The sequence below is a fragment of the Propionicicella superfundia DSM 22317 genome (assembly GCF_000423465.1).
Taxonomy (GTDB): domain Bacteria; phylum Actinomycetota; class Actinomycetes; order Propionibacteriales; family Propionibacteriaceae; genus Propionicicella; species Propionicicella superfundia.
This window is the reverse complement of the sequence record NZ_KE384022.1, coordinates 416,271-434,919: the sequence shown is the minus strand read 5'-3', so window position 1 is coordinate 434,919 and position 18,649 is coordinate 416,271. Positions and strand designations below refer to the sequence as shown.

Sequence of the window (18,649 nt, the reverse complement as noted above, 5' to 3'; positions counted from 1 at the left end):
GTCGTACGACACACTGGGACGCGTGGAGCTGATGAGGGACGTCTGGGAGCGGGCGTTGTCGGTGCAGCAACCGCTCGCGTTCGTTCCGGCCGCGGCCACGGGGCTGGTGGTCCTCGCGCTGGTGGTGCTGGCGTGGCGTCCGCTGCGCATCCTCGTGACGGTCTGCCACGAGGCGGGGCATGCGGTCGTCGGCGTGCTCGTCGGGCGCCGGCTGGCCGGCATCCGGCTCCGGTCGGACACCTCCGGCGTCACGGTCACGAAGGGACGCCCGCACGGGCCGGGCATGGTGGCGACGCTGTTCGCCGGGTACCCGGCGGCGTCGGTGGTGGGCCTCGGCGCGGCGTGGCTGGCGAGCACGGGTCACGCCGCCGGCCTGCTCTGGCTGCTCGTCGTCCTGCTGGCGCTCATGCTGCTGAGCATCCGCAACCTGTACGGCGCGCTCGTGGTTGTCGTGGGCGGCGCCGCGGTGGCGCTCGCGTCCTGGTACGCGCCCCCTGCACTGCTCGCCTTCGGCGCGTACGGCCTCGCGTGGCTGTTCCTGCTGGGCGGGCCGCGGGCGGTCGTGGAGGTGATGCGCTCGGCGACGCCGCAGTCCGATCCCGGGCAACTGTCCCGGCTGACGCGCGTCCCGCGTCCGGTCTGGGGCATGGCCTGGCTCGTGCTCACGGTCGCGTGCCTGGCGGCCGGGGCCTGGCTGCTGCTCCCCGTCGCCGCCGTCTGAGGGCACGCGCGGCTCACGTGCCGTGCGACGTCGCGCCGCCTCAGGTGGGACGATGGTGCGCGACATGCGACTGACAGACCTGCTGCCCACCTCGGGGGAACCCGATCCCGACGCCCTCTACGAGGCCTTCGTCCGCTGGACGAGCGATGACGGACTCACCCTCTATCCCCATCAGGACGAGGCGCTCGTCGAGATCCTCACCGGCGCGAATGCCGTCATCACGACCCCGACCGGCTCCGGGAAGACCCTCATCGCGACCGGCGCGCACGTCGCGGCGTACGCGTCCGGCGTCCGCAGCTACTACACGGCCCCGATCAAGGCCCTCGTCAGCGAGAAGTTCTTCGGGCTGTGCGACATCTTCGGGGCGGCGAACGTCGGCATGGTGACCGGTGACGCCGCCGTGAACCCCGACGCTCCCATCGTGTGCTGCACGGCCGAGATCCTCGCCAACATCGCGCTGCGGCAGGGGCGGACGGCCGAGGTCGGGCAGGTCGTCATGGACGAGTTCCACTTCATCGCCGACCGCGATCGCGGCTGGGCCTGGCAGGTCGCGCTCACCGAGCTGCCACAGGCCCAGTTCATCATCATGTCCGCGACGCTCGGTGACGTCACCGACCTGGCCCGGGGCCTGGCGGAGCGGACGGGGCGGCCGTCCAGCATCATCTCCGACGCCGTGCGTCCGGTCCCGCTGACGTACGAGTGGTCGCTGCGGCCGCTGCTGGAGGCGGTGGAGGTCATGCTGCGGGACGACCGCGGGCCGGTGTACATCGTGCATTCCACCCAGGCGGCGGCCGTCGAGCGGGCGCAGTCCCTGCTCAGCGGCGGCTTCGCCGACCGGTCGCACCGGCGCGAGCTCGTCGAGGCGATGCAGGGCTTCCGCTTCGCCAACGGGTTCGGCAAGACTCTCTCCAAGCTGCTGCTGTCGGGCATCGCCGTCCACCACGCCGGGATGCTGCCGCGATACCGGCGGCTGGTCGAGACCCTCGCGCAGCGCGGCCTGCTGAGCGTGATCTGCGGCACCGACACGCTCGGCGTCGGCATCAACGTCCCGATCCGCACCGTCCTGTTCGCGAGCCTGTCCAAGTTCGACGGTCGCCGGCAGCGTCTGCTGCGGGCGCGGGAGTTCCACCAGATCGCCGGTCGCGCCGGACGTCCCGGGTTCGACACCGTCGGGTACGTCGTGGCGCAGGCGCCCGACCACGTCATCGAGAACGCCGTCGCGGTCGCGAAGGCCGGGAACGATCCGAAGAAGCTGCGCCGGGTGAAACGGAAGAAGCCGCCCGAGGGCTTCGTGAGCTTCACCGAGGACACGTTCACCAGGCTCATCGCCGCGCCCCCCGAGCAACTGGTCGCGCGGATGCGGATCAGCCACGGGATGCTGCTGAACCTGTTGCAGCGCGACGAGGACACGGTCGTCGCCGTGCAGCGTCTCGTGGACGCCGCGACGACCGACCGGGCGGCGCGGCTGCGGCTGTACCGGCGGGCGCTGGCGCTCGGGCGGTCGCTCCTGGTCGGCGGCGTCGTCGTCCGGCTCCCCGAGCCGACGCCGGGCGGGCGCCGGTACCAGCTCGCCGTGGACCTCCAGCAGGACTTCGCGCTGAACCAGCCGTTGTCCGCGTTCGCGATCGCGGCACTGGCCCTGCTGGATCCGGAGGCGCCCGACCATGCGCTGGACGTCCTCAGCGTCATCGAGGCGACCCTGGAGAACCCTATGGCCGTCCTCGTCCAGCAGCAGTTCCGGGCGCGGGGCGACCTCGTGGCGGAGCTGAAGGCCGACGGCGTCGAGTACGAGGAACGGCAGGAGATCCTCGACGGCGTGACCTGGCCGCGTCCGCTCGCCGAGCTCCTGGAGCATGCCTTCGGCACCTTCGTCGGCTCACACCCGTGGCTGGCCGAGACGCCGGTGTCGCCGAAGTCGATCGTGCGCGACATGTACGAGCGGGCGATGACGTTCGGCGAGTACGTCGCGTACTACAAGGTGCAACGCAGCGAGGGGCTGCTGCTGCGCTACCTGTCGGATGCGTACCGGGCCCTGCGGCAGACCGTCCCCGAGTCGCTGCGGACCGAGGCGCTCACCGACATCATCGAGTGGCTGGGCGAGGTGACGCGGCTCACCGACTCGTCGCTGCTGGACGAGTGGGAGCGGCTCACCGGGGCCACGGACACCGGGCTGCTCACCGACGCGGCGCCCCCGCAGCGGACCGTGACGAGCAACCCGCGCGCCTTCCGCGTGCTCGTGCGCAATGCGATGTTCCGACGCGTCGAACTGGCCTCCCGCGACGACGTCCAGGGACTGCTCGCCCTGGACGCCGAGGATCCGGACCGGGCGACCGCCTTCCGTGACTGGGATGCGGCGCTGGGCGAGTACTGGGACGTCTACGACGAGATCCGCACCGACGCCGATGCCCGCGGCCCGGCGCTGCTGGTCATCGAGGAGAAGGGCCGGCGCTGGCAGGTGCGGCAGATCATCGCCGACCCCGAGGACAACCACGACTGGTCGATCACCGCGACGGTCGATCTGGACGCCTGCGACGCGGCCGAGGACCTGATCGTCCACGTCACCGGGTTCGGCGACTGACGCGGGGCGCAGGCTCCGGGCTCGGGCTTGGTCACTTCTGCGGCGATGGGGACGCCCCACGGCGAGAGGTGGTCAGATTCCGCCCAGGTCGAGCGACGCCAGGATCAGGTCGACGCACCCCTCGTACCCGAAGGCCGCGCTGTCGAGGCACAGGTCGTACTCGCGGTAGTCGCCGAACGTCGTGTCGGTGAAGAACTGCTGGTACCGGTTGCGGGCCTTGTCCATCTTGGCGACGTAGCTCTCGGCATGCTTGGGCGCGACACCGTCCAACTCGATCGCGCGCGCGATCTTGCGCTGTTTGTCGGTGCTGTACACGAACACGTTGCGGAACGGCAGGCCGGCGTCGGCGAGGATCCGGTCGGCGCAGCGTCCGATGAAGACGGCCGGGGCGCGCTGGGCGGCCGCCACGATGACCTCGGAGATGGCCGCGTGCGCGCGATAGGGGAGCGAGGCCGTGTCCAGGTCGACGCCGCCGATGAGCGACAGGCCGAAGAACGGACCGGTGGTCAGGCGTTCGTCGAAGCTTGCGAGGAGGTCGTGGGGGAGTCCCTTGCGGGTCGCGGCCTCCTGCAGGATCCGCGAGTCGTAGAACTCCAGGCCCGTGCGATCGGCGATGAGCCGGCCGATCTCACGCCCGCCGCTGCCGAACTCCCGGTTGATGACGATGGACTTCTTCATGCCGCACGCTCCTCTTCTGTCCGCTACTTCCTTTGTACGCCTCTGCTTCGCGCTGCGTGGAGGGTCATCCCGAATCTCGCTGCCGGCCGCGATTCCGCGTGTGTTCGGAACCCTCTCGGCTCGCAGGTCGCCGGTGTCGATCAGTGGTGAGCGGGCGCGTCAGTCCCCGAGGGCGAGTGTCGACTCGACGAACTCGGGAGGACGGGGTTCGGACCCGCTGAGCCTGATCAGGACCCTCGTTCGTTCCCCGTCGATCTCGCAATCCACGTCGGCAAAGATCTCGCTCTCCAGCAGGGACTCCCCCTGTTGAGCGAACCTGATGACGTCGACGAGCGAGACGTCCGCTGTGCTGCGGTAGATGTCACACGTCATGGAGCCGCCGCGCACCAACGGTCTGCCCCATTTCTGCACCCAGAAGACACTGGCATGTCCTTCGTCATCAGGAAGCACCGGTATCGCGGCGAGGTTGTCCTGCAACTCGAAGGACACGAGGAGGTCACCCATCGAGTTCTATCCGGATCGTCTGATCGGACGGTGCGGATGCGCTTTTCATACGTGACTGGACCCGTGCGGGTAGTCGGCCTTGATGGCGCCGAAGGTGATCGCGGCGCGAGCTCGTGTTGCGGGAAGAAACGCGAAAACGGGACAGGCGGCCGCGATGAGCCCGATCAGGCGCTTCATGGCAGGAGCTTAGCGACGCCGGGGGCATCGGACGTTACAGTGCGACGCTGCCGCCCGCGACGTCGCCACCCCGAAAGGCGGGACCCCCGGGCGCGGCTACATGCCGGCGTGGTCGAACGCGATGGTGGGGACGTCCACCATGTGTGCGCCGCCGTCCACGAGCAGCACCGCCCCGTTGACGTAGGACGACTCGGCCGAACCGAGGAAGCGGACGGCGGCGGCGATCTCGGCCGGCCGTGCCGGGCGCCGGAGCGGGACGTCGGCCGTGACGGCGGCATAGGCGGCGTCACGGGACGCGAGCCCGGCATGCTCGCGGAACTCGTCCATCTCGGCATCGGCCATCGGCGTCTGCACCCACCCGGGACAGATCGCGTTCGTGCGGACCCCGCGCGGCCCGTAGTCCCGGGCGAGCGACCGGGTCAGGCCGATGAGCGCGTGCTTGCCGACCGTGTACCCGGCGACGCTCGGGCCCGCGGCGACGCCCGCCAGCGAGGACACGATCACGATCTGCCCGCCGGATTCCACGAGCGCGGGGAGCGACTCCCGCGTGAGGACGAACGCTGTCGTCAGATTCGCCTGCAGGGACTGCGCCCACCCGTCGTCGTCGGTGTCGCCCACGGCGGAGAACCCGTGCCCGCCCGCGTTGGCGACGACGACGTCGAGCCGGCCGAAATCGGCGAGGACCCGGGCCACGACGTCCTTCACCTGCGTCGCGTCGGACACGTCGGCGGTGAGCCACGCGCCGCCCACGCGCTCGGCGACCGCGCGCAGGGGCTCCGGCCTGCGACCGACGAGAACGACCTGGGCGCCCTCCGTCGCGAACCGCTCGGCGACCGCGGCGCCGATGCCGGTGCCGCCTCCCGAGATGAGAACGACGCGACCGGACTGGTCGGTCGAACGCTGCGTTGTCATGGACTCTCCTCGCGTCGCACCGGGGACGGCTCCCGCGAGCGTCGCCCCGGGACGCCGGGTGATGCCCATGATGTCACCTCACCAGAAGGGGACCCTGGGTGTCCCACGGCGGGAACGGGACGCGTTGACAGCGATCCGAGGGGATCGCTAGCTTCACCATCGTGACTGTCCGATTGATGTGTAGCTGTTGCTGCATGCCGGCGCCTGGTTGCGCCGCTGCCATGCCGTGACAGTCGTGTCGGCTCGCTAGGTCACCACGCCCCGTCCGGTTTGGACACCAGGCGCAATCAGGCTCATCCGCTCAGCAGCGGCATGCCTGCGTCTGCCGTTGCGCACTCACGAACTGGGGAAACCACTCATGTCCTTGCACTTCGACACCCTCGCCGTCCACGGCGGCTATTCGCCCGAATCGGCGAACCGCGCGGTGGCCGTGCCGATCTACCAGACGTCGTCCTTCGCGTTCAAGAGCTCGCAGCACGCCCTCGACGTGTTCACGCTCGGCGCCACCGAGGACCTCGCCTACACCCGCACGGGGAACCCGACCCAGGCCGTCCTCGAGGAGCGGGTCGCGGCGCTCGAGGGCGGAACCGCGGCACTCGCCCTCGCCTCCGGCATGGCGGCCGTCTCGTACACGATCCAGGCCCTCTCGCGGGTCGGCGACAACGTGATCGTCACTCGCGGGCTGTACGGCTCGTCGCACGTGTACTTCGACAATCTCCTCCCGCAGTCGGGGGTCGAGGCCCGGTTCATCGACCCCGACGACCCGGACGCCGTCGCCCGTGTCGCCGACGACCGGACGATCGCGGTGTTCGCCGAGACCATCGGCAATCCGCTCGGCAACGTGCTCGACCTGGAGGCCTTCGCACGCGCCGCGCATGCCGTCGGCGCCCCGCTCGTCATCGACAACACCGTGCCGTCGCCGGCCCTCGTGCGCCCGTTCGAGTTCGGCGCCGACATCGTCGTGCACTCGCTCACCAAGTACCTCGGGGGGCACGGCAACTCCATCGGCGGCGCGATCGTGGACGGCGGCTCGTTCCCCTGGCTGGAGCACGCCGACAGGTACCCGGGCCTCACTCGCCCCGAACCGGCCTACCAGAACGCGGTCTTCGCCGAGCAGTTCCCCGACGCCGCGCTCGCCATCCGGGCGCGAGCGGTGCTGCTGCGCAGCCTCGGTGCCGCGATCTCGCCGTTCAACGCCTTCCTCATCCTGCAGGGCATCGAGACCCTGCCGCTGCGCATCGAGAAGGTGTGCAGCAACGCGCTCGCCGTCGCGCAGTACCTGGAGCGCCACCCCGCCGTCGAGTGGGTGCGGTACGCGGGGCTGCCGTCCCACCCCGATCACGCACTGCTGCAGAAGTACGCCGGCGGCAAGGCGTCCGGTCTGCTCAGCTTCGGCATCGCGGGCGGGTACGAGGCGGGCGCGCGCTTCATCGACGCTCTCGGCCTGCTGACGCACCTGGTGAACATCGGGGACGCGAAGTCGCTGGCGTGCCACCCCGCGTCCACGACCCACCACCAGTTGAGCGAGACGCAGCTCCAGGAGGCCGGCCTGAGCTCCGACCTGGTGCGTCTGGTCATCGGCATCGAGCACATCGACGACATCCTCGCCGACATCGAGCAGGCCCTCGACGTCGCGGTGAGCGGCCGCGACCGCGAACCGGCCGTCGCCGGGCGCGAGTGAGGGGCGCCGCGATGCCTCACGTCTTTCTGCCCGAGCGGGACGACCTGTCGCTGGAGGCCCGGGTGCTGTGGGACGCCCGGGTCGCCAACGACGGCGAGATCACCAATATGAAGCGGACGCTGCTCCACGCGCCGGTGGCCTACGACGCCCTCATGACCTGGTTCCCGTTGCGGGACGCGCTGCTGCCGCGGATCGGCGAGCGCGGGGTGATCGTCTTCTCGCATGCGATCTCGACGACCAACGACTGCCTGCTGTGCTCGCTGTACTTCCGGCGTACCCTCCTGGCCCGCGGCGAGGATCCCGAGGCGCGCTACGACCTGAACGCCGAGGAGGCCGATCTCGCCGAGTTCGGCCGTTCGCTGGCGGCCGACGGGAGGGCGTCCGACGAGCTCACCGGCCGGTTGCGCGAACGGTACGGGGAGGACGGGCTGGTCGAACTGGTCGCCTTCGCCGGCCTGATGGCGGCCACGAACCTCGTCAACACCGCCCTGGGAATCGACCTCGACTCCGAACTGCTGGCGCTTCACACCGCCGGGGTGCGGGAGTGAGCACCGCGTCGCGCCCGGGTCGGGCCCCGGTCGCGGAGGAGGACTTCACGGGCCGCACGGCCTTCGTCACCGGGGCCGCCTCGGGGCAGGGCCGTGCGGTCGCGCTCGCGCTCGCCGAACGGGGCGCGAACATCGTGGCCGTCGACCTCGGGAAGCCGCTGGCCTACCCGGAGTACCTCAACAAGCAGGACGACGCCCTCGGCACGCTCGTGGCTGAGATCGCCGATGCCGGCGGAGCGGTCCGGGCCCATCGCGGGGACGTCCGCGACGGGGCGTTCCTGGCGCGCGCCGCCCGCGAGGCCGAGGCCGAGTTCGGCGGCGTCGACATCCTGTTCGCCAACGCGGGGATCTCGGCCTACGGGTATGCGCACGAACTCACCGAGGAGGAGTGGGACGCCGTGCTGGACATCAACCTGAAGGGTGTCTGGCTGAGTGCGAAGGCCGTCATCCCGGGCATGATCGCGCGGCGCCGCGGCGTGATCGTCGCGAACTCCTCCATCGCGGGACTGCGGGGGCTGAGCCGGCTGTCCCACTACGCGGCCGCGAAGTGGGGCGTGACGGGGCTGGTGAAGTCGCTCGCGATCGAGCTCGCGCCGCACGGGATCCGGGCCGTGTCGATCCATCCGACCGGGGTGGACACGCAGATGAACGACGGGCTGGCGGCGATGGAGGGCACGACCCCGGAGGAGATCGCCGAGCGGTCGGCGGGAAACCTGTTGCCCGTCCCCTGGGTGGAGACGTGGGACGTGGTCCAGCTCGTGCTGTTCCTGGCCTCGGACCGGGCGCGGTACATCACCGGCTCCCAGTTCGTCCTCGACGCGGGGCTGCTGACGCGCTGAGGCTCCGGCCGAGGTGAAGGGCGCGGCCGTCGCCCGTGCCCCTCGCGCCTCTCGGGGAACACGATTTGACCGTTTGATTTGAACCAGATGGTCAGAGCGTCCTATTCTCGTGTCTCGTGCTCGAGATGCTCTCGCCGGTCACCGAACCGGCCCCGCAAGCGCCGGCGGTGGAGGCCCGCGGCCTGGGCGCGTACGCCCGCCGCGGCTACGTCTATCGCGATGTCGACCTCTCGGTCCGTGCGGGTGGTCTGGCCTTGGTGACCGGCCCGCCAGGCTCCGGCAAGACCGCTCTGCTCCTCACTCTCACCGGGCGGATGCGGCATCAGCTCGGCGAGCTCTCCGTCCTCGGGTTCCGGCTTCCCGCCGGACTGCGCGAGGTCCAGCACCGCAGCGGCGCGATGGGCATCCGCGGACTCGACGAGCTGGACGAGGAGGTGACGGTCGCGGCGACGGTCCGCGAACGACTCGCGTGGCTCGCCCCCTGGTACGCGCACATCCGGACCCCCGACGACGACCGCGTCGCCCGGCTCTGCGCACCCGTCTTCGGGGACACGGAGCTTCCGGGCGCCCGACAGCGCATCCACGAGCTCACCGAGACCCAGAACCTGTTGTTGCGCATCGCTCTCGCGATGGAGGCCGACCCCGAGCTGATCGTCGTCGACGAGATCGACCAGCTTCACGACGTCGTCGAGCGGGACGTCGTCTGGCGCCGCCTCGAAGACCTCGCCGACACGGGCGTGGCGGTGGTGTGCTCGGCGACGAGCGCCCGCGAGTACACGCGCCGCACCTGGACCCGCGAACCGGTCCACATCCGGCTGCGGGACTCCGCCGCAGACCCGCCCGACGTGCCGCGCCGCCGTCTCCGCCCCCTTCCCGCTTCCCGATAGAAGGTCCTCACATGCAGGCTTGGATGTCCCACGGGACAGAGCTGAAGCGTTTCGCGCGGCAGCCCATCACGCGCGCCGCGATCGCCGTCCTCCTGATGATCCCGCTGCTGTACGGCGTCATGTACGTCTGGGCGTTCTGGGATCCGACCACCCGGCTCAACGACCTCCCGGTCGCCCTCGTCAACGAGGATCGGCCCGCGACCATCAACGGCGAGGTGCGCACCGCCGGGGACGAGACGGTGCGCAAGCTCCGGGACGCCGACACGTTCGCGTGGCACGAGACGACGGCCGAGGAGGCCGAGGAGGGGTTGAGGACCGGGGCCTACTACTTCGCCGTCACCATCCCGGCCGACTTCTCGGCGCGCCTGGCGACGCTCGGCGGATCCGATCCGCAGGCGGCGGCGATCGAGGTCACCTACGACGACTCGAACTCGTTCCTCGCCGACACCCTGGGAAAGACCGCCCTTCTCCGGATCCGGACCGAGGTCTCCGATGCCACGTCCGAGGAGGCCGTCAACACGCTGCTCGTGGGCGTCGGCGACGCGAAGAGCGGCTTCGCGTCCGCGGCCGACGGAGCCGACCAGCTCCGTTCGGGACTCGACACCGCCGCCACGGGCTCGACGGCGCTCGCGACCGGGGCCGCCCAGCTCGCGTCCGGGTCGTCCCAGCTCTCCACGGGCGCGCACGAACTCGCGACCGGCGCGAGCAGTGCCGTGACGCAGACCCGACCGCTCGTCACGGGCGTGAACCAGCTCACCGACGGCGCGCAGCAGCTCGCCACCGGCGCGTCGGATCTGCGCGAGGGCCAGAGCACCTACGTGACGGGCGTGAAGAAGGCCGCTGCCGGGGCCGGGCAGCTCGCGTCCGCGACCAGCTCGATCACCGACCTCAAGAACGGCCTGGACACCGCGTCGTCCGGTGCCGCGACGCTGGCGTCCGGCGCGCAGCAGTTGGCGGCCCAGTACGGGACGCTGGCTTCCGGCGCGCAGACGTTCGCCTCGGGGGCGACCCAGTACGCCTCGGGAGCCGAGCAGCTCGCCACCGGGGCGGGACAGTACGCGAGCGGCGCGCAGCAGTACGCGGCGGGGGCCACGCGGTTCGCTCAGGGTGCGGCGTCCGTCACGTCGGGCCTGACGTCGGTGTCCACCGGAGCGGGCGATGTCTCGAAGGGCGCCGCGACCGTGGCGTCCGGGGCCGGCACCGCGGCGACCTCCGCGACCTCGCTCGACCAGGGTGTCGGCCGGCTCCAGTCCCAGCTCGCCGACGGCGGGTCGCTGTCCGATGCCCTCACCAGCTCCGACGCCGCCACCCGCCAGGCGGCCATCGCGTCGCTGCGGGCCTCCCTCGCGTCGGTGAAGGCGGGGACGTCCGCGCTCGCCGACACGTCGACCGGGTTGCCGGCCCTCGCGAACGGAGCCGCCGAGGTCAAGACCGGAGCCGCGGATGTGGCGTCGGGGGCCGGTGCGCTCGCCGCCGCCGTGGACGTGTCGAAGCTCACCAGCGGTGCGCAGGAGCTCTCGTCGTCGGCGACCGGCCTGTCCGGCGGGGCGTCCTCGCTCGCCGCGAGTGCGACGAAGCTGACCGACGGCGGCGCGTCGCTGCGCACGGGGGCGACGCAGGTGAACGACGCGAAGCCGCAGATCACGGCCCTGGCGTCGGGGGCGAAGGACCTGAGCAGCGGGCTGTCGACGATGGCGGGTTCGGCCGACGAGAAGCTGCCCGCCCTCGTCAGCGGGCTGACCAGCCTGAACCAGGCATTCACCGGCACCGACTCCACCACGGGCCTCGTCGACGGCGCGGAGCAGGTGCTCGCCGGAGCGGAGCAGGTCTCCTCGGGGGCCGACGACGTCCACACCGGGCTGCAGACGATGCAGCAGAAGGTCCCTGCGCTGACCGCCGGGCTGTCCGAGCTCTCCACCGGTGCCTCGCAGCTCGCCGCCGCCTCGGATCAGGTGAAGGACGGCTCGGCGAAGCTGGCCACCGGCGCGACCTCGCTGGACGGCGGCCTCGACACGCTCCAATCCGGAGCGTCGCAGCTCGCGAGCGCGCTGCACAGCGGGTCGAACGCGATCACCTCGGACACCACCCAGCAGCGGCAGGCGCGCGTGCAGGCCGTGGTCAGCCCGGTCTCGCTCGACGAGTCGTACGTCCACCAGGCCGCGAGCTGGGGGGAGGGCTTCGCGCCGTTCTTCATCGGCCTCGCCCTGTGGGTCGGCGCGCTCATCACCTGGCTGCTGCTGAGGCCGCTGCAGACCCGGGCGTTGATGACGCAGGTCACCGGGTTCCGTGCCGCGTTCGGGTCGCTCAACCCGGCGCTGCTGCTCGCGGTCGGCCAGGTCGCGATCCTGCTCGTCGTGCTCCACTTCTCGGTCGGGTTGACGCTCGGCACCGCGGTCGCCACCATCGGGCTCACGCTGCTCGTCGCAGCCGCGTTCATGGCCCTGCAGCAGATGCTGCAGGTGGTGTTCGGGCCGGCCGTGGGCAAGGTGGTCATCATCTCGGTGCTGATGCTGCAGTTGGCCTCGGCGGGCGGGACGTACCCGATCCAGACCGAGCCCGCGTTCCTGCAGGCCGTCAGTCCGTGGATGCCGATGACCTACGTCGTCGAGGGACTGCGGGAGGCGATCACCGGCGGCATGGAGATCCGCTTCTGGACCAGCGTCGCCGTGATGGCGGGCATCTTCGTCGTCTCGTTGGCCATCAGTTCGGTGGCGGCGGCCCGCAAGAGGGTCTGGACGATGTCGCGGCTGCATCCAGCCCTTAGCCTGTAGCCATGACGACGGACATCCCGGAACGCACGTCCGGACGCCGCTCGGGGCCGCGGGCGGGCGTCCGCGAGGCGATCCTGCGCGCGGCCACCGAGTTGTTCGCCGAGCGGGGTGTCGGCAGCACCTCGATGGACGACATCGCCCTCCGTGCCGAGGTCGCGAAGGGCAGCATCTTCTACAACTTCTCGTCCAAGGCACGGCTCGTCGAGGTGCTGATGACCGAGTACGTCCACGAGGTCACCCGCGTGATCGCCCAGGCCGCCGAGGGCACGACGGGTGTCGCCCGGACCCGGGCGATCCTCGCCGCGCTGCTCCGTGAGGTCCAGGAGCATCCGCAGCCGGCCAAGGTCATGGTGGCGGAGGTCTTCCGCACCGATCGCTCCTGGCAGGATTCGGCGTCGGCGTGGCGGGACGCGATCATGGGCCCGCTGACCGACGCCCTGGCCGCCGAGCGGGGGGCGCGGCCGGGCGAGCGGTGGCGGGTGATGGCCGCGGCGCAGACCGGCGCGATCCTCACCGCGGGCATGGAGTGGCTGGTGTTCCACCCCGAACTCGCCTATGACGAGGTGTTGGAGGCCGCGCTGGACAGCCTCGGGCTCGGAACCGGCTCACGGCACCACGAGTCCTGAGGCGGGTGTCCGGACCGGAATCCCCGCGGTCGGTGCCCAGGCCGGGTGTATACCTCAGGTAGGCGAGGAGGAGATGACATGAGCGGATCGGGACTTCGGGTCGCCGTGCTGGGACTGGGCACGATGGGTGCCGCCATGGCGCGGCGGATCGTGGGCGCGGGGATCGCGACGACGGTGTGGAATCGGTCCGCGCCGCGAGCCGAGGCATTGGCGGGGTCCGGGGTGGTGATCGCACCCGACGCGGCCACGGCCGTGGCCGAGGCCGATCTCATCCTCACCATGCTGTTCGACGCGGACGCGACGCGCGCCGTGGCCGCCGAGGCGTTCGGGAACGCGCGATCCGGTGCCGTCTGGATGCAGTCGGCGACCATCGGCGTGGAGGCCGCGCGGGAGTTCGCCGCGCTGGCCGCCGGTCGTGGCCTGCGGTTCGTCGATGCGCCGGTGCTTGGGACGAAGGGGCCCGCAGAGGCGGGGAAGCTGACGCCGCTGGTCGCCGGATCGGACGACGCGGTCGCCGTTGCGGAGCCCGTGCTCGCGGCGATCGGTGAGCGCTGGGTCCGCACGGGGGAGGCCGCGCCCGCAGGCTCGGCGCTGAAGGTGGCGGTGAACACGTGGATCGCGGCTCTCACCGCCGGCATCGCCCAGTCGCTGACGCTCGCGGAACGGCTGGGCCTCGACCCGCGGCTCGTCCTGGAGGCGTTGGCGGGAACGGCGTCCGACAGTCCCTACGCCCACATCAAGGGCGAGGCGATGCTCGCCCGGGACTTCGCTCCCCAGTTCGAGGCGGGCGGGCTGCTCAAGGATCTCCGGCTGGCGCGTGCGGCGACGTCGGAGATGAACCTGACGCTGTTGTCGGCGCTGGAGGAGCTGTTCGCTGCGGCGTCCGATCCGCCCGGGCAGGACATCGCGGCCGTCTGGTCGTCGTTCCAGACGCCGGCGAGCTGAGGGGTCGCGCGCGGATCGCGACGACCATCACGACGCCCCGGTGGCGGGTGCCCGGGTCGTGGCCCGGGTGTGCGGCTCAGCTCTGCTCGGTGGCGTCGTTGAGCAGGCCGGTGCGAGCGAGCTCGTGGATCGCGTCGCGGCGGCTGGTGACGCCGAGCTTGCGGTAGATCGAGGCCGTCTGTGTGTTGATGGTGTTCACCGACAGGTTCAGCCGGGCTGCGATCTCGGCGCGGGTCAGGTCCGTGCCGAGCCAGCCGGCCAGCACCCGCTCACGTTCGGTGAGCCCGCGGGACGTGACCGTGGGCGGCGGGCGGTAGTCGCCACCCGCGCCGTCCGGGAACCGCGCCGCGAGCGCCGGGCGGAGGCCTGGCTCCTTGGCGAGGAGCCGGTCGTACAGCCGGTCGAGGATGTCCTGCGGCAGGCCGACCGGGGTTCGCAGGCCCGCGAACTGCATCCCGAGGTGAACCGCCCGGGAATATGCCGCATCCGCCTGGGCCTCGCGGCCGAGCATCTCGTGGGCCACCGCGCGGCGCACCAGCACCGACGGCAGGGTCTGCAGACTGTGGTCGGGCACATCCCGGACGCACACGTGGGTCACGGCGAGCGCCTTTCGGGGGTCGCCGAGCTGGAGGTAGATGCCGGCCCGGTGCTGCTCGAAGCACACCGCGTGCCCGGGCGTGGACTCCTGGGCCCTCGAGAAGGTCGAGGGCCGCACCGGCATCGCCCAGATGCACCAACGCCATCGCCTCCGAACTGACGGCGAGACTCTGCAGGAACGGCGGGCACAGCACCCGGTCGACGCCCCGGGTGATGCCTGCGAGGATCGCGACCAGGTGCTGGTGCTCGCCGCGCTGGGAGGCGACACCCGCCCGGCCGAGGCTGATCACCACCCGCTCGATCACGTCCGGGTCCGAGATCGATCCCAACTGGTCGGTCAGCCGCTGCACGCTGTCGGGGTCCCCGGTGCGGAACGCGACCAGGAGCCCGGAGAGCGCGAGGGGCCACGACCCGCCGCTCCACCCGCGTCCCCGGTCCAGGCCGACGGCCTCGTCGGCGACCTCGACCGCTGTCCCGAACTCGCCGTTGAGGGCGTGCGCCGCGGAGAGCAGGCTGAGAGCACGAAAGCGATGCGGTTCCTCCGCCCCGGCGTAGTCGGCGGCGATCCGCGCCGAGACCGCCGCCTCGGGCAGCAGCCCGTTCGCCAGGCGCACCTCGGCCACCACGGCGTGGCACAGCGACATCGTGGACGCGTGTGCGGTGACCGCGTCCCGCGCGAACAGCGCCTGCGCATGCCGCTCGATCACCTGGAGGGCCTGGAGCGCCCGGCCCGTCCGAATCAGCGACCATGCCAGGGCCGCGACGAAGGGGGCGGCCGGGCCGGGCATCGCCTGCCCTCTGTCGACGGCGAGAATCGTGTCCACGGCCCACCGCGGGGGCCGCGTCCCCTCGGGCAACCCGGCCGCGAGAACCAGCCCGGTCGCCTCGGACAGCCCACCGGTCGCGTCCACCGGCCGACCGCCCCGCGGGCTCGCGGGCACACCGTTCTCCGGGTTCGGGTCTCGACTCCGCACGCTCGGGATGCGGTCAGGATATTCGCTGCTCATGCGACCACCTGCCCGTCGCGAATACCAGGGGGCTCCAAGTTTAGATCGAGCGGGCGCTCTCGTCGGTGGTCGCCGCGGGCCGACGCCGGTCAGACCTCCGCGCCGAGCCGCAGCCAGGCGTCGCCGCGCGCCCGGACGCCGAGGGTGACCAGCCGGCTCAGCGTGAGCCCGACGTAGGCCAGCCACAGCCACACGAGACCCGCCCCGGTGGAGACGACGAGGGCGACCAGCGGCAGGTACACGACCAGGTTGACCAGGGACGCCAGCGCCAGATACCGCACGTCCCCGGCGCCGATGAGGACGCCGTCCAGGACGAAGACGGTCGCGGCGATGAGAGTGACGAGCGCGAGGATCGGCAGCACCTGGGCGACGAGCGAGCGGACGGCCTGGTCGGGCGTGAACAGGCCGAGGTACAGGGGGTGCGCGGCCCACAGCGCCACGCCGGTGACGGCGCCGATCCCGGTCGCCCAGGTCAGCAGGCGGGTCAGCAGGGTCCGGACGGTCGCGGCATCGCCGGCGCCGAGGTACCGGCCGACGATCGCCTGGGCCGCGATGGCGATCGCGTCCATCGCCATGACCAGCAGCATCCAGAGGCTGTTCACGATCTGATGCGCGGCGGTCGACACGGTGCCCATGCGGGCCGCGGCGGCCGTCGCAGCGAGCAGGGCAGCCTGCAATCCGGCGGTGCGCAGCACGAGCCACCCGCCGGTCCGCGCGGCGTGCAGGACCCCTGCAGGACGCCAGTGCCACCGGACCCCGTTGCGCCGCGCGCCGCGGAGGACGAGACCTGCGAGGACGGCCGCCGCTGCGGCCTGCGAACAGACCGTGCCGATGGCGGCGCCGCGGATCCCCCAGCCGAGGCCGAGCACGAGCGTGACGTTGAGCGCGATGTTGACGACGTTCATCACGATCGCCACGTACAACGGGGTTCGGGTGTCCTGCAGCCCGCGCAGCACACCTGTGGCGGCCAGCATCGTCAGCGCGAACGGGAATCCGATGGCGGCGACGGACAGGTAACGGGCGCCCTCGGCGGCGACGGCAGGGTCCACGCCGTAGAGGCCGACGATCGGGCCGGCGAGCGTCCCGACGCCGATCGCGAGGACGGTGCCGACCACGAGTGCGAGGCTGATGCCGTCCAGGCCGCCTGCGAGAGCCCCGGCCAGATCGTCCGCGCCGAGCCTGCGGGCGACGGTCGCGGTCGTCCCGTACGCGAGGAAGATGCACAGGCCCAGGACCAGGGAGACGACGCTCGCGGCGACCCCCAGCCCGGCGAGCGACGCGGTGGAGACGTGCCCGATGATCGCCGAGTCGGCGATGACGAGCAGCGGCTCGGCGACCAGGGTGGCGAACGCGGGCACGGCCAGCGAGAGGACTTCGCGGTCGAGCCGGCGACGATCCTCCCGATCCACCAGACCCCACCTCCCGGGCGTCATGCTATGCGGGAGCCGGGTGGGTCGCGCCGTGTGCTCACGCCGGTTCGGACGGCTCCGGGCTTGTGCCATCGGTCCGGTGCGTGTCCGGCGGGGCTGCGTTCCGGGTCGGGACGCTACCCCAAGGCCGGGGCGCTACGCCAAGGCCGGGACGCTACGCCAAGGCCGGGGCGCTACGCCAAGGCCGGGACGCTACCCCAAGGCCGGGACGCTACTGGTCCCCCGGTAGCGTCCCGGCCGGAGGGTAGCTACGGGGGCTCCTTGCCTGCCGCGTCGTCCACCCGGCCGGCACCTACACCGGCGGGGTCATATCCAGGTCGAGGGCCTCCTCGAGGGCTCGCGCCGCGGCGAGGACCAGTTCGTCGGCGAAGCGGCGACCCACAAGCTGGACACCGATCGGCAGGCCCTGCGCATCTCGCCCGCACGGGATCGTCACCGCCGGCTGCCCGGTGAGGTTGAACGGATACGTGTACGGGGTCCATTCCAGCCACCGCGTCATCCCCGACCCGGGCGGGACGTCGACCCCTGCCGCGAAGGCGGTCAGCGGGAGGGTCGGCGTGACGAGCAGGTCGTAGCGGGTGTGCAGAAGGGTCATCGCGCGGCCGACGTCGGTCCGGGTCACGATCGCGGAGAAGCACTCCACGCCCGTGCGTGCCGCTCCCTCCGCGGCGCACGCCAGGAGGCCGGGGTCGACGGCGCCGAGCTGCTCGGCGGAGTACTTCTCGAGCAGCCGCGCCGAGCCGCACCCCCACAGCACCGAGAAGGCGTCGATCGGGTCCGGGAACGGCGGCGGCACGAGGTCGACGTCCGCACCGAGATCGTCCAGCCGGGTGACGGCGGCCTCGACGGCGCGGGCCACGTCCGGCTGGACCGGGATCCGGTCACCGGCGAACGAGGGGCAGTAGGCGATGCGCAGTCCCGACACGTCGGCGTGCAGGTCGGCCGCGAAGTGCGGCTGCCGCGCCGGGTCGCCGTCGGGGTCGCGGGGGTCGAAGCGTGCGAGGACGTCCATGGCGATGGCGGCCTCGGCGACGGTCGTGGCCAACGGGCCGACGTGCCCGACCGGGCCGAAGGACGACGGTGGGTAGATCGGCACGCGTCCGGACGTGGGCTTGAACCCGACCACGCCGCAGAACGACGCCGGAATGCGGACCGAGCCGCCGCCGTCGCTGCCGATCGCGACCCGTCCGACACGGGCGGCCGTGGCCGCGGCGGCTCCGCCGGACGATCCGCCGCAGGTCCGCCCCGGATCCCACGGGTTCCCCGACACGCCCGTGAGCGCGGAGTCGGTGACGCCCTTCCACGAGAACTCCGGTGTCGTGGTCTTGCCGAGGAAGACGGCGCCGGCCGCCCGTGCGAGGGCGACGCAGGGCGCGTCCTCGGCGGCCGCGCCGTGCGGGTCGGTCAGCGTCGAGCCCTTCCGCATCGGCCAGCCCGAGGTGAGGAACGCATCCTTGAGAGTGATCGGGACGCCGTCCAGGGTGCCGATCGGCGCCCCTTCGCGCCAGCGCCGCTCGCTGGCGCCGGCCTGCGCGAGCGCGGCCGCCTCGTCGATCAGGCTGAATGCGTTGACGACGGGCTGGAGGCGATGCGCGGCCTCCAGGTGCGCGCGCGTCGCCTCGACCGGGGAGAGATTCCCCGTCGCGTAGGCCTGCGTGAGCTCTGTGACGGTGAGATCCGTGATCGCGGGCATCGGCATCGCCTCCTCTGCGGGCCGCGAGCCGCTGCCCTGCGGTGGGCCCGAGACC

At 71.9% G+C, this 18,649-nt stretch carries 16 protein-coding genes; 9 read left to right on the top strand and 7 right to left on the bottom strand.

Annotated elements, in window-relative coordinates; translation table 11 throughout:
- The first annotated feature begins 31 nt into the window (after window positions 1-31).
- Entirely contained in the window at window positions 32-721 is a 690-nt protein-coding gene (locus G555_RS0115570) for a M50 family metallopeptidase (protein ID WP_051209423.1), read from the top strand.
- Window positions 722-785: 64 nt separating this feature from the next.
- The gene (locus G555_RS0115565; protein WP_028709568.1) at window positions 786-3,299 is read left to right on the top strand and encodes a DEAD/DEAH box helicase; all 2,514 of its coding nucleotides are present in this window, start codon (window positions 786-788) and stop codon (window positions 3,297-3,299) included.
- A 72-nt stretch (window positions 3,300-3,371) separates the two neighbouring features.
- On the opposite strand, the gene G555_RS0115560 is transcribed toward G555_RS0115565, so the two are convergent.
- The 4 genes from G555_RS0115560 to G555_RS0115550 all read right to left on the bottom strand — a co-directional run bounded on the left by G555_RS0115560 (window position 3,372) and on the right by G555_RS0115550 (window position 5,570).
- Entirely contained in the window at window positions 3,372-3,977 is a 606-nt protein-coding gene (locus tag G555_RS0115560; RefSeq protein ID WP_028709567.1) for a cytidylate kinase-like family protein, read from the bottom strand.
- Window positions 3,978-4,136: 159 nt separating this feature from the next.
- On the bottom strand, window positions 4,137-4,481 hold the full coding sequence (locus G555_RS0115555; protein WP_028709566.1) for a hypothetical protein: 345 nt from the start codon (window positions 4,479-4,481) through the stop codon (window positions 4,137-4,139).
- A 45-nt stretch (window positions 4,482-4,526) separates the two neighbouring features.
- A complete protein-coding gene (locus G555_RS23260; RefSeq protein ID WP_281168206.1) occupies window positions 4,527-4,658 on the bottom strand; it encodes a hypothetical protein in 132 nt (43 codons plus the stop codon).
- Window positions 4,659-4,754: 96 nt separating this feature from the next.
- A complete protein-coding gene (locus tag G555_RS0115550) occupies window positions 4,755-5,570 on the bottom strand; it encodes an SDR family NAD(P)-dependent oxidoreductase (protein WP_028709565.1) in 816 nt (271 codons plus the stop codon).
- A 358-nt stretch (window positions 5,571-5,928) separates the two neighbouring features.
- On the opposite strand from G555_RS0115550, the gene G555_RS20585 reads away from it, so the two are divergent.
- The 7 genes from G555_RS20585 (at window position 5,929) to G555_RS0115515 (ending at window position 13,867) form a co-directional block, all read left to right on the top strand.
- Window positions 5,929-7,251 carry an O-acetylhomoserine aminocarboxypropyltransferase/cysteine synthase family protein gene (locus G555_RS20585; protein ID WP_051209421.1) on the top strand — a complete coding sequence of 441 codons (1,323 nt, stop codon included), beginning with the start codon at window positions 5,929-5,931 and terminating at the stop codon, window positions 7,249-7,251.
- A gap of 11 nt (window positions 7,252-7,262) precedes the next feature.
- Complete coding sequence (locus G555_RS0115540) at window positions 7,263-7,799, top strand: carboxymuconolactone decarboxylase family protein (protein ID WP_028709564.1); 537 nt, start codon at window positions 7,263-7,265, stop codon at window positions 7,797-7,799.
- Window positions 7,796-8,638, top strand: coding sequence for an SDR family oxidoreductase (locus G555_RS20580; RefSeq protein ID WP_051209419.1), 843 nt, complete (start codon window positions 7,796-7,798; stop codon window positions 8,636-8,638). Before G555_RS0115540 ends, G555_RS20580 begins: the two co-directional genes overlap by 4 nt.
- 125 nt (window positions 8,639-8,763) lie before the next feature.
- The gene (locus G555_RS20575; protein ID WP_245581302.1) at window positions 8,764-9,525 is read left to right on the top strand and encodes an ATP-binding cassette domain-containing protein; all 762 of its coding nucleotides are present in this window, start codon (window positions 8,764-8,766) and stop codon (window positions 9,523-9,525) included.
- Between the two features lie 11 nt (window positions 9,526-9,536).
- The gene (locus tag G555_RS20570) at window positions 9,537-12,296 is read left to right on the top strand and encodes a YhgE/Pip domain-containing protein (protein ID WP_084635323.1); all 2,760 of its coding nucleotides are present in this window, start codon (window positions 9,537-9,539) and stop codon (window positions 12,294-12,296) included.
- A gap of 2 nt (window positions 12,297-12,298) precedes the next feature.
- Window positions 12,299-12,922 (top strand): TetR/AcrR family transcriptional regulator, encoded by a 624-nt coding sequence (locus G555_RS20565; RefSeq protein ID WP_051209415.1) that lies wholly within the window; start codon window positions 12,299-12,301, stop codon window positions 12,920-12,922.
- A 78-nt stretch (window positions 12,923-13,000) separates the two neighbouring features.
- The gene (locus tag G555_RS0115515; protein ID WP_051209413.1) at window positions 13,001-13,867 is read left to right on the top strand and encodes an NAD(P)-dependent oxidoreductase; all 867 of its coding nucleotides are present in this window, start codon (window positions 13,001-13,003) and stop codon (window positions 13,865-13,867) included.
- A gap of 76 nt (window positions 13,868-13,943) precedes the next feature.
- Here the strand turns inward: G555_RS0115515 and G555_RS0115510 are convergent, their stop codons facing one another.
- From G555_RS0115510 to G555_RS0115500, 3 genes are all read right to left on the bottom strand, one after another.
- Window positions 13,944-14,582, bottom strand: coding sequence for a helix-turn-helix domain-containing protein (locus tag G555_RS0115510; protein WP_211223278.1), 639 nt, complete (start codon window positions 14,580-14,582; stop codon window positions 13,944-13,946).
- Between the two features lie 978 nt (window positions 14,583-15,560).
- Entirely contained in the window at window positions 15,561-16,880 is a 1,320-nt protein-coding gene (locus G555_RS0115505; protein ID WP_245581295.1) for an MATE family efflux transporter, read from the bottom strand.
- 313 nt (window positions 16,881-17,193) lie between these two features.
- Window positions 17,194-18,594, bottom strand: coding sequence for an amidase (locus G555_RS0115500; protein ID WP_036923483.1), 1,401 nt, complete (start codon window positions 18,592-18,594; stop codon window positions 17,194-17,196).
- Between the last annotated feature and the right edge of the window lie 55 nt (window positions 18,595-18,649).